Source organism: Actinosynnema sp. NPDC050436 (genome assembly GCF_040655415.1).
Taxonomy (GTDB): domain Bacteria; phylum Actinomycetota; class Actinomycetes; order Mycobacteriales; family Pseudonocardiaceae; genus Actinosynnema.
Genome location: NZ_JBFAJV010000007.1, coordinates 249,626 through 267,859, shown reverse-complemented (window position 1 = coordinate 267,859; position 18,234 = coordinate 249,626). Strand labels below are relative to the sequence as shown.

Annotated in this window: 10 protein-coding genes and 2 pseudogenes; 7 read left to right on the top strand and 5 right to left on the bottom strand. The window is 73.8% G+C overall.

Going from position 1 to position 18,234, the window contains the following annotated elements:
• Nucleotides 1–35 precede the first annotated feature (35 nt).
• The 4 genes from soxR to AB0I60_RS19645 all read left to right on the top strand — a co-directional run bounded on the left by soxR (nt 36) and on the right by AB0I60_RS19645 (nt 4,336).
• Nucleotides 36–983 (top strand): redox-sensitive transcriptional activator SoxR, encoded by a 948-nt coding sequence (soxR, locus tag AB0I60_RS19660; RefSeq protein WP_360731694.1) that lies wholly within the window; start codon nt 36–38, stop codon nt 981–983.
• Nucleotides 984–1,011: 28 nt separating this feature from the next.
• Complete coding sequence (locus AB0I60_RS19655) at nt 1,012–1,656, top strand: class I SAM-dependent methyltransferase (RefSeq protein WP_360731693.1); 645 nt, start codon at nt 1,012–1,014, stop codon at nt 1,654–1,656.
• A 157-nt stretch (nt 1,657–1,813) separates the two neighbouring features.
• Nucleotides 1,814–3,391: a carboxylesterase family protein gene (locus AB0I60_RS19650; protein WP_360731691.1), complete on the top strand. Its 1,578-nt coding sequence runs from the start codon at nt 1,814–1,816 to the stop codon at nt 3,389–3,391.
• 273 nt (nt 3,392–3,664) lie between these two features.
• The gene (locus AB0I60_RS19645) at nt 3,665–4,336 is read left to right on the top strand and encodes a papain-like cysteine protease family protein (RefSeq protein ID WP_360731690.1); all 672 of its coding nucleotides are present in this window, start codon (nt 3,665–3,667) and stop codon (nt 4,334–4,336) included.
• Between the two features lie 252 nt (nt 4,337–4,588).
• Here the strand turns inward: AB0I60_RS19645 and AB0I60_RS19640 are convergent.
• Nucleotides 4,589–4,765: pseudogene (locus AB0I60_RS19640) on the bottom strand (serine hydrolase); the annotation flags it as partial.
• A 170-nt stretch (nt 4,766–4,935) separates the two neighbouring features.
• Between AB0I60_RS19640 and AB0I60_RS19635 the strand changes: the two are divergent.
• On the top strand, nt 4,936–6,081 hold the full coding sequence (locus AB0I60_RS19635; RefSeq protein WP_360731688.1) for a S8 family peptidase: 1,146 nt from the start codon (nt 4,936–4,938) through the stop codon (nt 6,079–6,081).
• Between the two features lie 459 nt (nt 6,082–6,540).
• Here the strand turns inward: AB0I60_RS19635 and AB0I60_RS19630 are convergent, their stop codons facing one another.
• From AB0I60_RS19630 to AB0I60_RS19615, 4 genes and pseudogenes are all read right to left on the bottom strand, one after another.
• Complete coding sequence (locus AB0I60_RS19630; protein WP_360731687.1) at nt 6,541–12,003, bottom strand: carboxyl transferase domain-containing protein; 5,463 nt, start codon at nt 12,001–12,003, stop codon at nt 6,541–6,543.
• A 415-nt stretch (nt 12,004–12,418) separates the two neighbouring features.
• Nucleotides 12,419–14,644, bottom strand: a complete 2,226-nt coding sequence (locus AB0I60_RS19625; protein WP_360731686.1) for a glycoside hydrolase family 3 C-terminal domain-containing protein — start codon at nt 14,642–14,644, stop codon at nt 12,419–12,421.
• 82 nt (nt 14,645–14,726) lie between these two features.
• Nucleotides 14,727–15,632, bottom strand: coding sequence for a serine hydrolase (locus AB0I60_RS19620; protein WP_360731684.1), 906 nt, complete (start codon nt 15,630–15,632; stop codon nt 14,727–14,729).
• Between the two features lie 110 nt (nt 15,633–15,742).
• Nucleotides 15,743–16,602 (bottom strand): annotated as a pseudogene (locus tag AB0I60_RS19615) (LysR family transcriptional regulator); the annotation flags it as partial.
• Here AB0I60_RS19615 and bla point away from each other — a divergent pair.
• Together bla and AB0I60_RS19605 are read left to right on the top strand one after the other, a co-directional pair.
• Nucleotides 16,588–17,616, top strand: a complete 1,029-nt coding sequence (bla, locus tag AB0I60_RS19610) for a class A beta-lactamase (protein ID WP_360731683.1) — start codon at nt 16,588–16,590, stop codon at nt 17,614–17,616. The pseudogene AB0I60_RS19615 and the gene bla overlap by 15 nt on opposite strands.
• Nucleotides 17,617–17,656: 40 nt before the next feature.
• Nucleotides 17,657–18,226 carry a D-alanyl-D-alanine carboxypeptidase family protein gene (locus AB0I60_RS19605; RefSeq protein ID WP_360731682.1) on the top strand — a complete coding sequence of 190 codons (570 nt, stop codon included), beginning with the start codon at nt 17,657–17,659 and terminating at the stop codon, nt 18,224–18,226.
• Nucleotides 18,227–18,234: the final 8 nt, after the last annotated feature.

Sequence of the window (18,234 nt, the reverse complement as noted above, 5' to 3'; positions counted from 1 at the left end):
CGGCCTTCAAGTCCCCTTGAAGTCAGCGAGGACCCGTGCCCCAGACCCCCACCGACCTGCTGACCATCGGCGAACTGGCCCGGCGGGCGGGCGTCGCCACCTCGGCCGTCCGGTTCTACGAGGAGCAGGGCCTCATCTCCTCCGACCGCACCGCCGGCAACCAGCGCCGCTACCGCCGGCACGTGCTGCGCCGGCTGTCGCTGGTGCTGTTCGCCAAGCGGCTCGGCATCCCGCTCGCCGAGGTGGCCGAGGTGTTCGCCGACCTGCCCGAGGACCGGATGCCGGGCCGGGGCGACTGGGCGCGCATCGCCGGGCGGTGGCGCGACCACCTCGACGCCCGGCGGCGCGAGGTCGAGCACCTGGAGCGCGAGCTGACCGGCTGCATCGGCTGCGGCTGCCTGTCCCTGCGGCGCTGCCGCGTCCTCAACCCGGACGACAGCCTCGGCGCGCGCGGCGCGGGCCCGCAACTGCTGCTGCACCCCGGGCACGGCGACGGGCCGGTCGCGCCTCCCGCCGGCCCGCCGCCGTGGGCGCCCGACGAGCGGTTCGAGACCGCGAGCCTGGCGCTGCTGCCCGGCCGGCGGGTGCGCGCGCTGGTGCTGGAGCACCAGCCGTGGGGCGCGCTCGTCCGGATCGTCGGCCACGAGGAGGTCGGCGCGTCGGTCGACGCGGCGGACCCGCCCGAGGTCGGCCGCGAGGTGGACGCCGTCGTGGACCGGATCTCGCGGCTCACCCCGCCCGCGTGGGTGCGGCTCAGCCTGGACCCGGCGGACTTCGCCGCGTTCCGCCGGCCGTGCTCCTTCTGCGGCCTGCCCACCACCCTCAGCGCCGGCGGCGACGGCCTGGTCCTGGACGTCCGCAGCCTCGACGGTCCCGGCGGCCACACGGTGCTCGCGCACCGGACGTGCCTCGCCGAGCGCGTCGCGGACGACGACCGCGCGCGGGCCCTCGCCGTCGGGCGGCCCACCGGCCCGGCCGCGTGACGGGGAGCGCCGATTACCCTTGTCCGCCATGCGATCGGACACCTGGCTGGCGGACACCCGCACCTCCTACGACACCGTGGCGCACAGCTACAACGACCTCGTCGGGCACACCCTGGACGAGCACCCCTACCTGCTGGCCTCCCTGGCGCTGTTCGCCGACCAGGTCACGGCGGCAGGCGGCGGCCCGGTCGCGGACGTGGGCTGCGGACCCGGCCAGGTGACGGCCCACCTGCACCGGCTCGGCGTCGACGCGTTCGGCCTCGACCTGTCGCCGGGGATGGTCGAGACGGCCCGGCGGGAGCACCCCGGACTGCGGTTCGACGTCGGCTCGATGACCGACCTGGACCTGCCCGACGACTCGGTGGCCGGCCTGCTCGCGTTCTGGTCGCTGATCCACGTCCCGGACGACGGCCTGCCCGGCGTGCTCGCGCACTTCCGGCGGGTCGTGCGCCCCGGCGGCCCGGTGCTGGTCGGCTTCCACGTCGGCGACGGCACCACGCTCAAGACCGAGGGCTACGGCGGCCACCCGATGAAGGTGCACGTGCACCGCCGCCATCCGGGCGAGGTCGCCGGCCGCCTGCGCGACGCGGGTTTCGAGATCGAGGCGCACCTGCTCGTCAAGCCGGACGACCGCACCCCGGGCGCGCTCGTTTTCGCGCGCCGCCCGGCATAGCGCCGACGATCGGCGGTCCCGCTGCCCACCGATCGCAGCACCGCGCGCCGGACGCCACGGATGCCGCAGGCGCGGCCGGGTGATCCCCCTCGACCCGGGTCCGCGCGCCCTCCCAGCATGGGCCCCCTGATGTCCCGGCCTGTGAGGGGTGAGCCGAATGAGAGCACGGACTACGGTCGTCGCGGCGGTCAGCGCCGCCGCCGTGGTGCTGTCGGGGACCGCGAGTTCGACCGCGCCCGCCGCCGCGCCGGCCTGCGCGCCGGGTACCTCGGTGCGCACCGCCGAGGGCGCGGTCTGCGGCGTGGTCGGCAACGGGGTCACGTCGTGGCTGGGCATCCGGTACGCGGCGGCGCCGGTCGGCGCGCTGCGCTGGAGGCCGCCGCACCCGGTGCCGCCGTGGTCGGGGGAGTTCGCCGCCACCGAACCCGGGAACCGGTGCCCGCAGCCCACTTCGGCGCCCACCGCCGAGGACTGCCTGAACCTCGACGTGCGCGTCCCGCTCGACCGGGGCTCCGAGCCGCTGCCGGTGATGGTGCAGATCCACGGCGGCGGCTTCCTGCTGTTCGGCCCCACCGACGCGAGCCGGATGGCCGCCGCCGGGCGGGTGGTCAGCGTCGAGATCAACTACCGGCTGGGGGTGCTCGGCTTCCTCGCCGCAGCGGAGCTCGGCCCGAACTCGGGCAACTACGCGTTGCAGGACCAGCAGGCCGCACTGCGCTGGGTGCGCCGCAACATCGCGGCGTTCGGCGGCGATCCCGGCAACGTCACCATCTACGGCGCGTCGGCCGGCGGGTCCAGCGTGTGCGCGCAGCTCGTCTCCCCCGCCGCACGCGGCCTGTTCCACAAGGGGATCATCCAGAGCGGCCTCTACAACTCGTTGCTGGGCAAGGACACCTCGTGGCAGCCGCAGGACTGCAAGGCCCGCTGGCCGAGCGAGCGCGAGGCGCAGCGCGCCGGGGCCCGGTTCGCCGAGTCGCTGGGCTGCACCGACGACGTCGCCGCGTGCCTGCGCGCACTGCCGGCCGCCCGGCTGGTCGAGCAGGCGGGCAACGGCATGGGAGCGACCAGTGGCACCATCGCGCCCGTGGTGGACGGCGTCACCATCCCGCTGTCCCCGGCCCGCGCGATCGAACGCGGCCGGCTCAACCCCGCGCGCGTGATGGCCGGCGTCGCCCGCGACGAAGTGCAACTGGCCCCCGCCGAAACACCCGAGCAGTACCGGAAACTGGTCGGTGAGCAGTACGGGGAGCACGCCGACGAGGTGTTCGCGCGGTACCCGCTGGAGCGGTTCCCCGAGCCGTCCGCCTTCCTGGCCTACCGCACGATCGTCGCCGACTCGAACTCGGTGTGCCCGTCACTGCTCACCGCCCGGCACCTGTCCCGGCACCTGCCGGTCTTCGCCTACCAGGTGGACAACCCGGACTCCCCGCCCGCGACCTGGCTGGACCAGACCAAGCCCAACGGCGCATTCCACGTGTCGGAGAACAACTTCCTGTACTTCGTCGGCAGCGGCACGTGGAACGCCAACCAGAGCGCGTACGGCCGGCAACTCGTCGCGCAGTGGACGGGTTTCGCCCGCACCGGCAACCCCACCGTCCCCGGCACCCCGCTGTGGACCCCGTACACCGCCGACGACCCGCGCGTCATGTCCCTGCTGCCGGCGGGCAACAGCACGATGACCGGCGAGATCGGCCGACAGCACCACTGCGACTTCTGGCACGGCATCACCCCCTGACCGCATTCCACCCAACCGATCCCGATTCACGCCGGGTGAACACCCGGTGAATGTTCTCGACGCCCCGTTCCCCGCACCGCAGGCACTCGACCGAACGCCCGCCGGCACGGGTTTCCGACTTCGCCCACGCCCCGTGAACAATCACGCGGACGCCGCCGGCGGACCACCGGCGGTTGTCCAAGAAAGCGCGGCCTGAGCACCGTGGGTGCCCGGCCGACCCTCGAACGGTCGACCGGCGCAACACCGGAAACCCTCCCCTGCAAGGAGAACACCGTGAATCGGAAGATGATCCGACGGGGCCTGCCCTGCCTGGCCTCCGCCGTGCTCGCGGCCACGGCCGTGCTGACACCACCGGCGTCGGCGACCGGCGACCGGGACGCACCCCACGGGGTGATCAAGACCCGGGAGCACGCCGAGGTCCGGGACGTCACGCCGCCGGCCGCGCTCGGCGGCGTGACACCCCAGGCCGCCAAGCGGCTCAACTACACCCAGCAGGTGCAGCAGCAGGACCAGTGGTGCTGGGCCGCGACGGGCGCCAGCATCGAGCGCCTGCTCGGTGCCGGCACCACCCAGCAGGCGTTCTGCGCGGCGGGCAAGAACACGTCACCGGGGTACTGCCCGAACGAGGGCGCGGAGATCCCGGAGATCGTCGACGGCTTCCGGGGCACCGGCTTCACCGCCGAGGACGCCGACGGGACGATCACCTACGCGTCCATCACCCAGCAGATCGACGCCGGGATCCCCAACCTCACCGGCATCTACTGGACCTCGGGCGGCGGCCACGCCGAGGTGATCTACGGCTACGACACCACCAACCAGACCATCCTGGTCGGCGACCCGTGGCCCGCCTACCAGCGCTACCAGACCTGGTCCTACAACCAGTACCGCCGCAACGCCCGCTTCACCTGGGGCGACACGATCGTCAACATCACCAAGTCCCACTAGGACGATCACCGACACACCCACACCCGACCGGGCGGAGCACCACACCCCTGGCGCTCCGCCCGCCCCGCACCCCACCACCTCCCCCTCAGCAGAACACCTTCTCGTGCAACTCCGAGATCGCCGGCACCTCGCCCCGCGCCAGGTTGGCGACAACACCAACCGCGTCGACCCGTCCTCGCTCACCCACACGTCGGTGAACCACCCGAAGATCGAACCGTTGTGCCCCGGAATCTTCCTGCCGCACTTGAGCGTCAGCACCAGAAGGCCCTCACCGACCAGTTGCAGGACCACCACGGCCACGAACGTCTTGGTCACGCTGCCGATCCGGAACACCCCATCCCGGGCCACGGGCTCAGCACTCCCGACCCTCCAGTTGACGACTTCCGCCTTACCCTGTCCGACTCCCGAAACAGCGCCGTTTCCGGACAACAGTGCCGAAAATCCGCCCGGTCGGCCATTCGACGCGAACGCCGGACGTTGGTAGCGCGACCGTTCGGCTGCTTTCCGCTCGGGCACGGAGCAATCGCCCGAACCGTTGTTGTCACCGCGCCGGGGAACCGTCCTAACCTGCCGAAATCCGGAGACGCACAGGAGGTGCGATGAGGACGAGATCTTCGATCGCGGTCGTGGCGGCAGTGGCGGGCGGACTGGTCGGCGTCACCCCGGTCGCGGTGGCCGACGTGCTGGGCGCGAACACACCCGGCGCGATCGACGGCAGCTATGTCGTAGTCCTGAAGGAGAAACCCACGAACGACTCCCTGGCGGCCCGGTACTCGGGAACCGTCGTCCACCAGTTCTCCCACGTGTTCCACGGGTTCTCGGTGCGCATGACGGCCCGCGACGCCCGCCGACTGGCCGCCGACCCGGCCGTCTCCTACGTGCAGCAGAACCAGCGGATCACCCTGTCCGGTGAACAACGCAACCCGCCGTCGTGGGGACTGGACCGGGTCGACCAGCGCCGACTCCCGTTGGACGACAACTACCGGTACCCCACCACCGCGTCGAACGTGACCGTGTACGTGGTCGACACCGGAATCCGGGTCAGCCACCGCGACTTCGGCGGGCGGGCCGTCTGGGGCACGAACACCGTGGACGACCAGCAGGAGGACTGCCACGGGCACGGCACGCACGTCGCCGGCACCGTCGGCGGCCAGTCGTACGGCGTGGCGAAGGGCGTGAAACTGGTCTCGGCGAAGGTGTTCGACTGCGGCGGCAACGGCAGCAGCGAGGACGTCGCGGAGGCGCTGGACTGGGTGGTCGCCCACCACGCATCCGGTCCGGCGGTGGCGAACATGAGCCTGGGCGGCGACGCACCCGACAAGGTCATCGAGGACGCGGTGCGCCGCACCATCGCCGACGGCGTGGTGGCCGTGGTCGCGGCCGGCAACGAGTCCGACGACGCGTGCCGGCACTCGCCGTCCCGGGTGCGCGAGGCGCTGACGGCGGCGGCGAGCGACTGGACCGACCGCCGGGCGTACTTCTCGAACTACGGGAGCTGCGTCGACCTGTTCGCGCCGGGCGACAGCATCACCTCGGCTTACACCGGCAGCGACACGGACTCGGCGGACCTGTCCGGCACGTCCATGGCGACACCACACGTCTCCGGCGCGGCAGCCCTGCTCCTGTCCGCAACCCCCACCCTGACCCCCGCCCAGGTGGCAACCACACTGATCAACAACAGCACGAAGAACACGATCTCAGACCCCAGAGCCTCCCCCAACCGCCTACTGGCCATAACCCCATAACCCAAGAACCCCGAAACCCCGAACGCAACACCGCCCACCACCATCACCACCACCGACGGCATCGGCGGGCTTCACCCCTCCCGCCCCCGCTCCTGGCCGCAGTCAGCACGTCCCGGTGGTGAACAATTCCGGCCTCCGGGGGCGAGCCCACCTCGAACCCCCACGAACCAAGCCGACGAAGAAAACGCCCCCGCGGTACGTGCCGGCCGGGGCCGGTCACGCCCGCAGGAGCGAGGGTCGGCACGGCGGTCGCCTCTCGGCGGTGTGCGCGACGCGGCTCCAGCCGAACGGTATTCCGCGAAGGCATTTCTGGTGAGGCCCGGGGACACGGACCGCACCGACCGCTGCGTACAACGGCCGGTGCCGCCACCTTGTTCCCACTGTGCTCCAGACCACAGCAGAACCCTCACACCCGAGCCACAAACCCCCAGCCAACAGACCCGACCGGCAGACCCGGCCCTACCGCAGCCGAGCCTCGATGGCCTCGATCACCCGGGGCCGCAGCTCCGCCGCCCGGATCACCGCGTCCACCGACCCGACCTCCACCGCGCGCTGGATGTTGTGCACCCGGTCGAACTCGGCGGCCACCTCGTTCAGCTTCTCCGCCCGCACCGACGACCGCAGCTCGTCCAGCTCCGCCGTCAGCGCCGCGCGGTCGGCGCCGGTCGCCGCGAGCACCCGGGCCTCCAGCTCCCGCACCCGCGCGTCCGACGCCGTGCGGGCGTTCACGTCGCCCGAGAACACCGCCGCCGCCGCCGGTGCCCCGCCCAGCACGGAGGCGAACGAGCCCTCCAGCGCCAGCACGGTCATCTGCGGGTTGAGCGCCTTCGAGAAGACCACGAACGCGCCGCCGTGGTAGCGCGAGATCACCACGAACACGATCGGGCCCTGGAAGTTCACGATCGCGCGGCCGATCTCCGCGCCGTACTCCAACTGGAGCTTGCGCATCGACTCCGGCGAGCCGTCGAAGCCGGACAGGTTGGCCAGCACCACCAGCGGCCGGTTGCCGCTGGCCGCGTTGATCGCCCGCGCGGCCTTCTTCGACGACCGGGGGAACAGCGTGCCCGCCGTGTAGGTGTCCGGGCCGTCGGTGGGCGGGAAGCCCCGGCGCGGCACCGCCCGGGACTCGATGCCCAGCAGGCACACCGGGATGCCGCCGAGGTGCACGTCCTGCACGGCGGCGGTGTCGGCGTCGGCCATGCCCGCCCAGCGCTCCAGCACCGGGTGGTCCTGGTCGGACAGCGCCCGCATCACGGTCCGGATGTCGAACGGCTTCTTGCGGTCCGGGTTGGCCTCGGCCGAGAAGATCTGGCCGACGGTGGTGAAGTCGCTGTCGGGCACCGCGTGCGGGAAGTCCGAGATGTCCCGGTCGACCGGGTCGGACGTGCGCGCCCGCCTGGGCCCGGCCTCGCCGGGTGCGACGTAGGTGTGGTCGTAGTGCGCCATCAGCACGCCGCGCGCGGCGGCCAGGTCCGGCGCCCAGTACTGCGCCTGGCCGTTCGGGCCCATCACCCGGTCGTAGCCGCCGATGCCGAAGTTGTCCTCGGCCGAGACGCCGCCGGAGAAGTCCAGCGCCTGCTTGCCGGTGAGCACCATGGCCGAGTCCGGCGTCATCACCAGGATGCCCTTGGTGTGCATGAGCATGGTCGCCTCGGCGTTCCAGTACGGCTGCGCGCCGACGTTGATGCCCGCGACCACGATGTTGATCTCGCCGCCGTCCTGGGTGAACTCGACGATCCGCTTGAGCGCCGCCGCCACCCAGTCCATGTTCTCGGTGCCGGACTCCATCGAGATCCGGGCACCGGCGGACAGCGCGTACCACTCCAGCGGCACGCCCATCCGCTCCGCCAGGTCGAGCGCGGCGATCACCCGCCGGCACTCCGGCTCGGACAGCGCGCCCAGCGACTTGGTCGGGTCGCCCAGCAGCACCACGCGGGTCACGCCCTGCGGGTGGCGCCGGGTCGGCGTGGTGACCACACCGGCCACGATCGCCGCCGAGTTGCGGCCCTTCGGCCGGTCGACGGGCACCAGGGCGTGGTCCTCGTCCAGGTCGTGCTCGGTGAAGCTGCCCAGCAGGCCGGTCAGCTCGTACGGGTAGACGGTGTTGCGGCTGCTGGCCCGCAGCACCTTGAGCCGGTAGCCGTCGAGCGGTTCGAGCGGTTCGGACGACGGCTCGCCCACCGACAGCGTGCTGCCGCCGGTCGCGTCGAACGAGACCCGCACCGCGATCTTGGTCAGCTCGCCGGTCTTGGGGCTGCGCTGCCGCGCGATGAACAGGATCTCCTCCAGGCCCGCGCCCGCCGTCGTCGGCAGCACGCGCCCGGCGATGGTCTGGAGCTCGGCGCGCGAGATGTCGCTCGGCGGCCAGACGTAGACCACGATCCGGTTGGTGGTGAACCGCTTGTTCGACGGCCGCTGCGCCCGGGCGCGGCGGATGGAGTCCAGGCACGTCGCCAGGGTGTCCTCGGCGGTGGGCAGCGCGACCAGCCGGCCGTCCTGCTCGCGCAGCTCGGTCAGGTCGCGGACCTGGGCGAAGGCGACCAGCCGGTCGTCGGCCGGGTTCTCCCGCGCCACGCACTGGAACAGGTAGACCTCCTCGTCCGACGACGGCAGCCGGGTGAGGTCGAACTTGCGCAGCCGCTCCAGCTGCATCCGCTGCGCGATGTAGGGGTGCAGGCCCCGGATCAGCCGTTCCTCGGTCATCCCGGTGGTGGACGGGCGGAAGGTGAAGTGGTGGTGCATCACCGCGCCGCCGCTGCCGGCGACCGTGGCGGTGACCCGCCGGACCTGGTCGGGCAGGGCGACCCCGCCGACCACGTCGGCCAGCGCCGCCGCCATCGCCTCGGAGCCCTCGGGCTGGTTCTCCCAGGCCAGGTAGATGTCGGCGTCGATGGCGTCCTCGCCCCGGGCCAGCTCGGCGAGCCCGCGCAGCGCGCTGCCCAGCGCGTCGAAGCCGACGGCGGTGGAGGCCACGCACGAGTCGGCGCGCTCGGCGACGACGAACGTGCAGCCCGCGACCTCCTCGCGGCGCACCCCGGTGAGGCCCTTGTTGCCGTAGTACCGGCGGGTCAGCACCTCCAGCATGATCGCGTTGTCGAGGTCGGCGCGGACCAGCCGCTGGCCGAGCAGCCGCACCAGCGGCTCGGTGCTGCGCACCATCTCGGCGATCCGCTCGGCGCGGTCCGGCGCGTCCGGTTCGGCGTCGAGGTGGCGCAGGTGCTTGCGGACGTCGGCGTAGACGCGGGCCCGGTTGCGGCGCAGCAGCGGCTGGCCGAACCACGCGAACACCACGCCCCGGGCGAGGTCGGCGACCACCGGGAAGCGGACCTGCGTCGCGGCGACCAGGCGTTCCAGGGCGAGGCCGGCGGTCTCGCGCAGCGCCTCGTCCGGCGGCAGCTCGCGCAGCCAGGCGCGCAGCAGGGTGGTGACGACCGTCGCGTCGGTGGCCGCGCGCTGCTGGGCCAGGAAGATCCGGAACACGGCGGCTTCCAGCTCGGGCGTGCGCTCCAGCTCGGTGACGCCGTAGTGGCCCAGCGCCTTGGCGAGCTTGGCCTGGAACGACTCCGGCAGCCCGGCCCGCTCCACGTCCAGGCTCTGCAGGTAGGTGTGGAAGTACTCGCGGGCGCTGTGCACGTGCCCGGTCCCCTGCCCGCCGTCCTCGCCGGCGGGCCGGTTGCGGCTGAGCTCGGCGAGGTCGGCGAACACGGCGACCAGCCCCAGCTCCTCGGCGGGCGGGCGGCGGCCGTCGTCGGCGGCGGCCCGGCGGGCGGCGAGGTAGTCGTCCAGCACCCGGCCGTCGTCGTGCGGGTCGACGTCGAACCCGAGCAGCAGGCTGCGCAGGTCCTCCCGGCCGCGCGCGGCGCGCTCCGCCGCCGGGACCTCGCCGGGCGCGGCGGGCAGGTCCAGCTCGACGGTCGCGCCGGACGGGGCCTCCTCGGCCTCGGCGTCGACGACCGGCTCCAGCCGCAGCAGCGGTGCGCCGGTCTCCACCTGGCTGCCGACGGAGACCGCGCACTCCTTGAGGCGGGCCTTGAACGGCGCGCGCAGCACCGTCTCCATCTTCATGCTCTCCAGCACCAGGACCGGTGCGCCCGCCTCGACCTCCGCGCCGACGGCCAGCGGCGTGGCCACGACCAGCGCGGGCGCGGGCGAGCGGACGACGCCGCCCTCGTCGCGGCTGACCCGGTGCGTGACGCCGTCCACCTCGACCAGGTGCACCGACCCGAACGTGTCGGTGAGCAGGCGGAAGCGGGTGCCGTTGACCACGATCCGGCCGGTGTGCCGGTCGAAGCGCTCCAGCTCGACGTCGGCCACGCGGACGTCGTCGCCCGCCTCGACGCCGACCCGGAACCGGTGCGCGCCGACCCGGGCCACGCGCACCCGGTAGTCGACGCCGCGCAGCTTGAGGTCCAGCGGACGGCCGCTCTCGTGCCGGACCTGCGGACGCCCGCCGAACGCGGTGGACAGCAGCCGCTGCCGCTCGGCGCGCTCCTCCTCCTCGTACGCCTCGATGGCGGCGGCGACCAGCGCGATGGCGGAGTGCCGGTGCGAGACGAGCCTGCCCTGGGCGCGCACCCGGTCGATCCAGCCGGTGTCGGCGCCGGCGTCGATCACCTCGGGCTGGTCGAGCAGGTCGAGCACGAAGCTCTTGTTGGTCGCGCCGCCCTCGATGACGACGGTGGTCTGCGCCATGGCGCGGCGCAGCCGGCCCAGCGCCTCGTCGCGGTCGCGGCCGTAAGCGATGATCTTGGCGATCATCGAGTCGAAGTCGGCGGGGATGGTGTCGCCCTCGCTGACGCCGGTGTCGACCCGGATGCCGGGCCCGGCGGGCAGGTCCAGCCGGACGATCCGGCCGGGCGACGGCGCGAAGTCGCGGTCGGGGTCCTCGGCGTTGAGCCTGGCCTCGACGGCGTGACCGCGCTCGGGCGGCGGCGACCCCTCCAGGCGACCGCCGGAGGCGACCCACAGCTGGGCCTTGACCAGGTCGAACCCGGTGGTGGACTCGGTGATCGGGTGCTCGACCTGGAGGCGGGTGTTGACCTCCAGGAACGCGAACAGCCGGTCGCCGGGGTGGTACAGGAACTCCACGGTGGCCGCGCCCCGGTAGCCGACCGCGACGGCCAGCCGCTCGGCCGACGCCTTCAGCTCGGCCGTCTGCTCCGGGCCGAGGACGGGCGAGGCCGACTCCTCGATGACCTTCTGGTTGCGCCGCTGCACCGAGCAGTCGCGCACGCCCAGCGCCCACGCCGTGCCCTGGCCGTCCGCGATGACCTGCACCTCGACGTGCCGGGCACCGGTGACCAGGCGCTCCAGGAAGACCACGCCGCTGCCGAACGCCCGCGCGGCCTCCTGGCTGGTGCGTTCGTAGGCATCCGCCAACTCGGCCGCGTCGTTGATCACGCGGATGCCGCGCCCGCCGCCGCCCGCCGTGGCCTTGAGCATCAGCGGGTAGCCGATCCGCGCGGCCGACTCGGTGGCGGCCTCCAGCGACTCGACCGCGCCCCGGCTCCACGGCGCGACCGGGACGCCGACCTCCTCGGCGATCAGCTTCGCGCCGATCTTGTCGCCGAGCTTGCGCATGGCGTCCGGGCTCGGCCCGACGAAGGTCACGCCGACCTTCTCGCACAGCTCGGCGAACGCCGGGTCCTCGGCGACGAAGCCCCAGCCGACCCACGCCGCGTCGGCACCGGTCTCGACCAGGGCCCGTTCCAGCACTTTCAGGTCCAGGTACGGGCGCGCGGACGCCGGACCGAGGTCGTAGGCGATGTCCGCCTCGCGCACGAACGTCGCCGTGCGGTCGACGTCGGTGTGCAGCGCTACCGTTTCGATCGTTGTGGCGGTCTCCGCGGCCAAGTCCCTGACCGCGTGGATGAGCCGCATGGCGGCCTCACCACGGTTGACGATGACGACACGACTGAACACCGAACCGAGCCTTCCTGTTGACTGTGCGCGCCCTCCCCGGGGCGGCCCCCACCGCGCCTGTACAGCCTGGTTCCTACTGGCGAGTAGGGGAATGTCGCAGAGGAAGCATGACACGGCTCCGCATTTGTGGAGAACGTCCAAAAGCCCAGTTGCGCGGACAGCTCCGTTTACGATGCGGGCCGCAGGCGCGGTGTGACCTGCGCTATACACCGACCCCGGCACGGGCGGCACCTCGCCGACCGCTGCCCGAAGGTCACCTGGTCGCGCTACCCGGGCGCGCTCGACGCCCGGCCGCCACGCCCTCCGGTCCGGTGTGGACAGAGGCACGCCGACCCCGGCCGGGACCCGCGCCGCTCACCCGCCCGACGCCCTGCGCTCACCTCCGAAGCCTTGCACCACAACGGGAATACCGTGGTCAGGAGTTCGCGGCGGCGACCAGGGCGTCGACCGAGGCCGGGTCGAGCGCCCCGCCCGGCAGCAGCTTCGCCACCCGGTCCAGCGGCATCGCCGCGACGAGCCCGAGCAGGCCCTGGTCGACCGGCGACCCCGGTCCGGACAGCGCCGCGCCCAGCACCCGGGCGCCCCGGGGATCGGCGAGCCAGTCCGCCAGGCTGGTCTGCGCGGTCAGCGGCACGCGCACGTCGTCGCCCACCACGTCCACCACCACCGTTGTGCGCAGGTCACGGGACGACGCCCCCACCGCCACGTGGTGCGGCCCACCCTCCACCACCCACCGACCGAGCCGCACGTCCCAGTGCGCCAGGTCGCCCCGGGCGATGTCGAGGACCACCTCGACGGTCCGCCCGGCGTCGACCGGCACGGTCGCGAACGCCTTCAGCTCGCGCGGCGCGCGCCGGACCCGCGAACCCGGCCGGCTCACGTACACCTGCACGACCTCGCGCCCGTCCCGGTCGCCGGTGTTGGTCACCTCCACCCGGACCGTGATCCCGGAGCCGTCCGCGGACGCGGTGGCCGTGCCGTACTCGAACGTCGTGTAGGACAGGCCGAAGCCGAACGGGTAGGCCACGCCCAGCTCCCGGGCGTCGAACCCGCGATAGCCGACGTGGACGCCCTCGCCGTAGCGCAGGTGCCCGTCCGTGCCCGGGAAGTCCAGGTGCGACGGGTGGTCGGCCAGGCGCAGCGGGATCGTCTCGGCGAGCCTGCCGGACGGGTTGACCACCCCGAACAGCACGTCGGCGAGCGCGCTGCCGCCCGCCTGCCCCGGCAGCCAGCACTCCAGCACGCCGGCCACGTCCGCGTCCCACGGCGTGGTGCGCACGACACCGCCGTTGCACAGCACGACCACCGTGCGCGGGTTGGCCGCCGCGACCTGCCGGACCAGCTCCAGGTGGGCGGCCGGCAGGTCGAGGGTCGTGCGGTCCCGGCCCTCCGCCTCCTCCGGCGTGCCGACGAACACCACCGCCACGTCGCACTCCTGCGCCGCCTCCACGGCCTCCGCCACCAGCTCCGCCGCCACCCCGTCCGCACCGGGCTCGTCCGGCCCGGCGCTGCCCGACCCGGTGCCGCCCGACCCGGGGTGGTCCACGAGGTAGCCGGGCGCGAACCGGACCGGCCCCGACGTGGCGGTGGCGATGCAGGTCAGCGGGTCGTCCAGCCTGGTCGGGGTGATGGTCGAGCTGCCGCCGCCCTGGTAGCGCGGTGTGCGGGCGTACTCGCCCAGCACCGCGACCGACGTGCGGTCGGTGTGCAGCGGGAGCACCGCGCCCTCGTTCTTCAACAGCACCGCACCGCGTGCGGCGACCTCTCGGGCCAACGCGTGGTGCGCGTCCGCGTCGTACTCCCCCGGCCGCCGCGCCGCCGCCCGGCCCACCAGGTCGCGCACCCGGTCGGCCGCTGCCGCGAGCACCTCCGGTGCCAGGTCGCCCGCCTCGACGGCCTCGACCAGCGCCCGGTCGCCGGCGTCGTCCGGTCCGGGCATGGTCAGGTCGAGCCCCGCCGCGACGGCCGCGACCCGGTCGACCACCGCGCCCCAGTCCGAGACCACCACGCCGTCGAACCCCCACTCGCCGCGCAGCACGTCGGTCAGCAGGAAGCGGTCCTGGCTCGCGTACACCCCGTTCACCCGGTTGTAGGAGCACATCACGGTCCACGGCCGGCCCTCCTGCACCACCCGCCGGAACGCGCTCAGGTACAGCTCGCGCAGCGTGCGCTCGTCCAGGTCGGCGCTGACCGTCATCCGGTCGGTCTCCTGGCTGTTGGCCGCGAAGTGCTTGACCGACGCGCCCACCTGCCGGCTCTGCACGCCGCGCACCCAGGCGGTGGCCAGGACGCCGGTCAGCAGCGGGTCCTCCGAGAAGTACTCGAAGTTCCGTCCGCACAACGGGCTGCGCTTGAGGTTGGCGCCCGGACCCAGCAGCACCGCGACGCCCGCCGCGCGCGCCTCGTCGCCCAGCGCCTCGCCCACCCGCCGCACCAGGTCGGGGTCCCAGGTCGAGGCCGTGGTCACGGCCGGCGGGAAGCAGGTCGCGGGCCGGCCGGTCAGCGGGTCGCCGGGCGTGGCGGCCAGGCGCACGCCGTGCGGGCCGTCGGTCAGCGTGATCGCCGGCGTCCCCGCGACCTCGGTGGTGTGCCAGAAGTCGGCACCGCTGGTCAGCGCGGCCTGCTCGGGGTGCGGGGTCATGCGGGGCCCTTCCGCCGGTGGCACGCCGGTGACGACGTCCGCAACCTAACGCCGCCGCGCGGGCCCCGCAGGGGATGCGCCGTCAGGACATCCGCAACTGGTCGCGCAGGGTGCGCGCGACGTGCGCCATCAACGCCTCCGCCCCGGGCTGCACGACCGCCGGCACCCGCGACTCGGTGAAGGCCGCCACCACGTACGCCTGCCCGTCCGCGTGCTCGACCACCCCGACTTCGTGGCGCAGGTTGAGCAGCGTGCCGGTCTTGGACGACCACCGGGACGCGTCGGATACGAAGTCGGGGGCCAGGCGCTGCCGCATGAGGTTGTCCCCCATCAGGGCGCGGACCCGGGCGGCGACCGCCGGGTCGACCGCCGACGGCCGCCACAGCCCGCGCACCAGGTCCACGAACGCCCGGGGCGACCCGGTGTTGGCCAGGCTGATGTCGAGCTGCGGCACCGGGTGGCCCTGGCCGGCCGTGCCCGCCGTGATCGCCAGCGCGTGCGCCAGGTGCGCCTCCGGCGGCGCGAACCGCTCGGCCGGCGTGTCGACCAGGTCGGCCATGAGGTGGCGGACCGCGATCCCGTGGTACCCCAGCCGGCGCAGCTCGGCGGTCACGGCGGCGGGCGGGGTCAGCGCGAACAGCGCGTCGGCGGCGACGCTGTCGCTGATCGACGTGCTCAGGTAGACCAGGTCGTCCAGGGCGATCGTGGCCGGGTGCCGGAACCGGCTCAGGCCGGTCGGCCCGGGGGTGGTGACCAGGCCGGGCCGCACCGCGACCGGCCGCGCCCCGTCCAGCTCGCCGCGCGCGACCCGTTCCAGGGTGGCGACCGCGAGCGGCACCTTCACCAGGGACGCGACCGGGAACTCCACGTCGGCGTCGATCCCCAGCTCGTCCCCGGTGTCCAGGTCGTGCACCAGGAACGACCCGCGCAGCCCACCGGCCGCCAACGCCTCCCGCGCGTCGCGCAGCACCTTCGCCGTCGCCGTCATCCCGTCCTCCCGCTCCCCTGGCCCGGCCGGTCCGGTTCCCCGGCCCCCGGTCCGGTCGGCACCGGCACGTCCGGGACGCCCAGGCACGCGCCGATCAGCGCGGGCGGCAGGGCGCGCACCCGCTGGGCGTCCTCGCGCGCCCGCGACGTCACCTCGTAGCCCCGGGCCAGCACCAGTTCGCCGACCGGCCGCCAGTGCAGGCCCAGCTCGTCGGCCTCCGACCGCGAGCAGAGCAGCAGGTCCGCCGAGCCCAGCACCTCGGCCGTCGCGGTGACCAGCGACGACGCCACCACCACCTGGGCGGGCAGCAGGCCCACGGCGTCCCGCAGCCGGGTCAGCCGGTCGCGCACGTGCGGCACGTCGTCCTCCGCGTGGATCCAGACCCGGCTGCGCCGGGTGCCCCGGTCCACCCGGCCCGCGCGCAGCGCCTCCAGGTACAGCGCCGAGGCCCCTCCCGGGTCGGTCCGCCCGGCGAGGCCGAGGGGCACGCGCCACGCGCCGTCGTCCGGTGGCACCGCGACCAACGCCGCGCGGACCTCGACCGTGCGGGCCAGTTCGGCGCGCTCGGCCGCGTCGGCCGGGCGGGGGTCAGGGTCAGGCCGTGCTCCCGCGCGGCGGCGACCAGCCTGGCCAGCCGGTGCGGTCCGCACGCGGCGGGCACGGCCAGCCGGAACGGCCGCAGCCGCGCCTGCTCGGCGTCGTGCTCCATCGCCTCCACCAGCTCGACCAGCCGCCGGGCGGAGGGCAGCAGCTCCCGGCCGAACGGCGTGAGCGCCACGCTGCGCGAGGACCTGGTCAGCAGCCTGACCCCGAGGTGCCTCTCCAGCGCGGCGATCCGCCGGCTCGCCACCGACTGCGGTATCCGGGCCACGGACGCGCCGACCGTGAAGCTGCCGTGCCCGCTCACGGCGACGAACGCCCGACAGGCCGCGACGACATCCACGCCCCCGATCCTATGCCGGATCGGCATCAATGCGACCGTTCCCGTCTTGGACGCGATGCACCGCAGGCTGACAGGCTGCCGACGATCACCGGCCACCGGACCGTCCGCACTCACACCCGGGAGGACCCCATCGCTCCGATCACCCGCCGTTCACTGCTGGGCGCGGCACTGCTGCTCCCGCTGACCTCGTGCGCCACCACCGAGCCGAGCCCGTCCGGGACGTCCTCCACGACGTCCGCTGCGCCCACCACCCCGGTCGTCCCCGTCGACGGCCGGTGGGAGGAGCTGGAGAAGGAGTTCGACGCGCGCCTGGGGGTCTACGCCGTCCACACCGGGACCGGCGCCTCCTTCGCGTACCGCGCCGACGAGCGCTTCGCGTTCTGCTCGACGTTCAAGGGCCTGGCCGCCGCAGCGGTCCTCCAGCGCAACCCCCTCCAGCACCTGGACACCGTCGTGCGCTACACCGAGGCCGACCTCATGAAGAGTTCGAGGATCACCCGCGAGCACGTCGGCACCGGCATGACCATCCGCGACCTGTGCGACGCCGCCGTCCGGTACAGCGACGGCACGGCGGGCAACCTCCTGGTCCGCGACCTGGGCGGGCCGGCCGCGCTGACCGCGTTCCTGCGCGGCCTGGGCGACGGGGTGACCAGGGCGGACCGGGTCGAGCCCGACCTCGTGGAGGCCACGCCGGGTGATCCGCGCGACACCACGTCCCCTCGGGCGATCGGCACCGACTACCAGCGGATCGTGCTGGGCGACGTGCTGCCGGCCGAGCAGCGCGCGTTCCTGCGTGACCTGCTGGAACGCAACACCACGGGCGACCGGCGCATCCGCGCGGGCGTGCCCCGGGGGTGGGCGGTGGCCGACAAGACGGGCTCCGGCGACTACGGGACGGCCAACGACATCGGCATCGTGTGGCAACCCGGCGGGGCCCCGTTCGTCCTAGCAATCATGTCCAGCAAGACGACCGGAGACGCCCAGTACGACGAGGCGCTGCTCGCCGAGGCGGCGGCGCAGGCGGTGGAGGTGCTGACGTGACGCGGCACCCGGTCGGCGCGGGGTCGGGGGTCGTGGTCCGGTGATCGTGCGCGTGGTGATCCCGCTGGTGGTGCTGCTGGTGGCGGGGGTCGCGGGCGGGCTGGGGGCGACCGGCCGGCTCCGGTTCGTGCCCGACCCGGTGCCCGGCCGGCCCCTGGCGATCCTGGAGGGGGTCCCCGGCCCCGACGGCGGCCCCGCCTGCTCCGTGGACGGGCGTTACCTGAACGAACCCGCCACGGGACTGCACCCGGAGGTGCTGGCCGCGTGGCAGCGCCTGGTCGACGCGGCGGGCGGCAAGGGCGTCCGGCTGTGCCTCAACGACGGCAAGCGCAGCACCGGCCAGCAGCAGGCGGAGTTCGACGCGTCGGTCCGGCAGCTCGGCTCGCCGGAACTGGCCGCGAAGTACGTGCTGCCGCCGGAGAAGTCCATGCACGTGAAGGGGCGGGCGGTGGACATCCAGCCGCAGGACTCGGCGATCTGGGTCGAGCGCAACGCCCGGAGCCTGGGCTGGTGCCGCCGCTACGACAACGAGTACTGGCACTTCGAGTACGACCCGTCCTACGTCGATTCCGGCTGCCCCGCCCTGCTCCCCAGCGCCACCGGCTCGTGAGTGCCCAG

Coding starts and splice junctions, on each gene's coding strand:
- AB0I60_RS19620 (WP_360731684.1), bottom strand. CDS start 15,632: ATGACGGCGACGGCGAAGGTGCTGCGCGACGCGCGGGAGGCGTTGGCG.
- bla (WP_360731683.1), top strand. CDS start 16,588: ATGCCGGATCGGCATCAATGCGACCGTTCCCGTCTTGGACGCGATGCA.
- AB0I60_RS19635 (WP_360731688.1), top strand. CDS start 4,936: ATGAGGACGAGATCTTCGATCGCGGTCGTGGCGGCAGTGGCGGGCGGA.
- AB0I60_RS19625 (WP_360731686.1), bottom strand. CDS start 14,644: ATGACCCCGCACCCCGAGCAGGCCGCGCTGACCAGCGGTGCCGACTTC.
- AB0I60_RS19650 (WP_360731691.1), top strand. CDS start 1,814: ATGAGAGCACGGACTACGGTCGTCGCGGCGGTCAGCGCCGCCGCCGTG.
- AB0I60_RS19655 (WP_360731693.1), top strand. CDS start 1,012: ATGCGATCGGACACCTGGCTGGCGGACACCCGCACCTCCTACGACACC.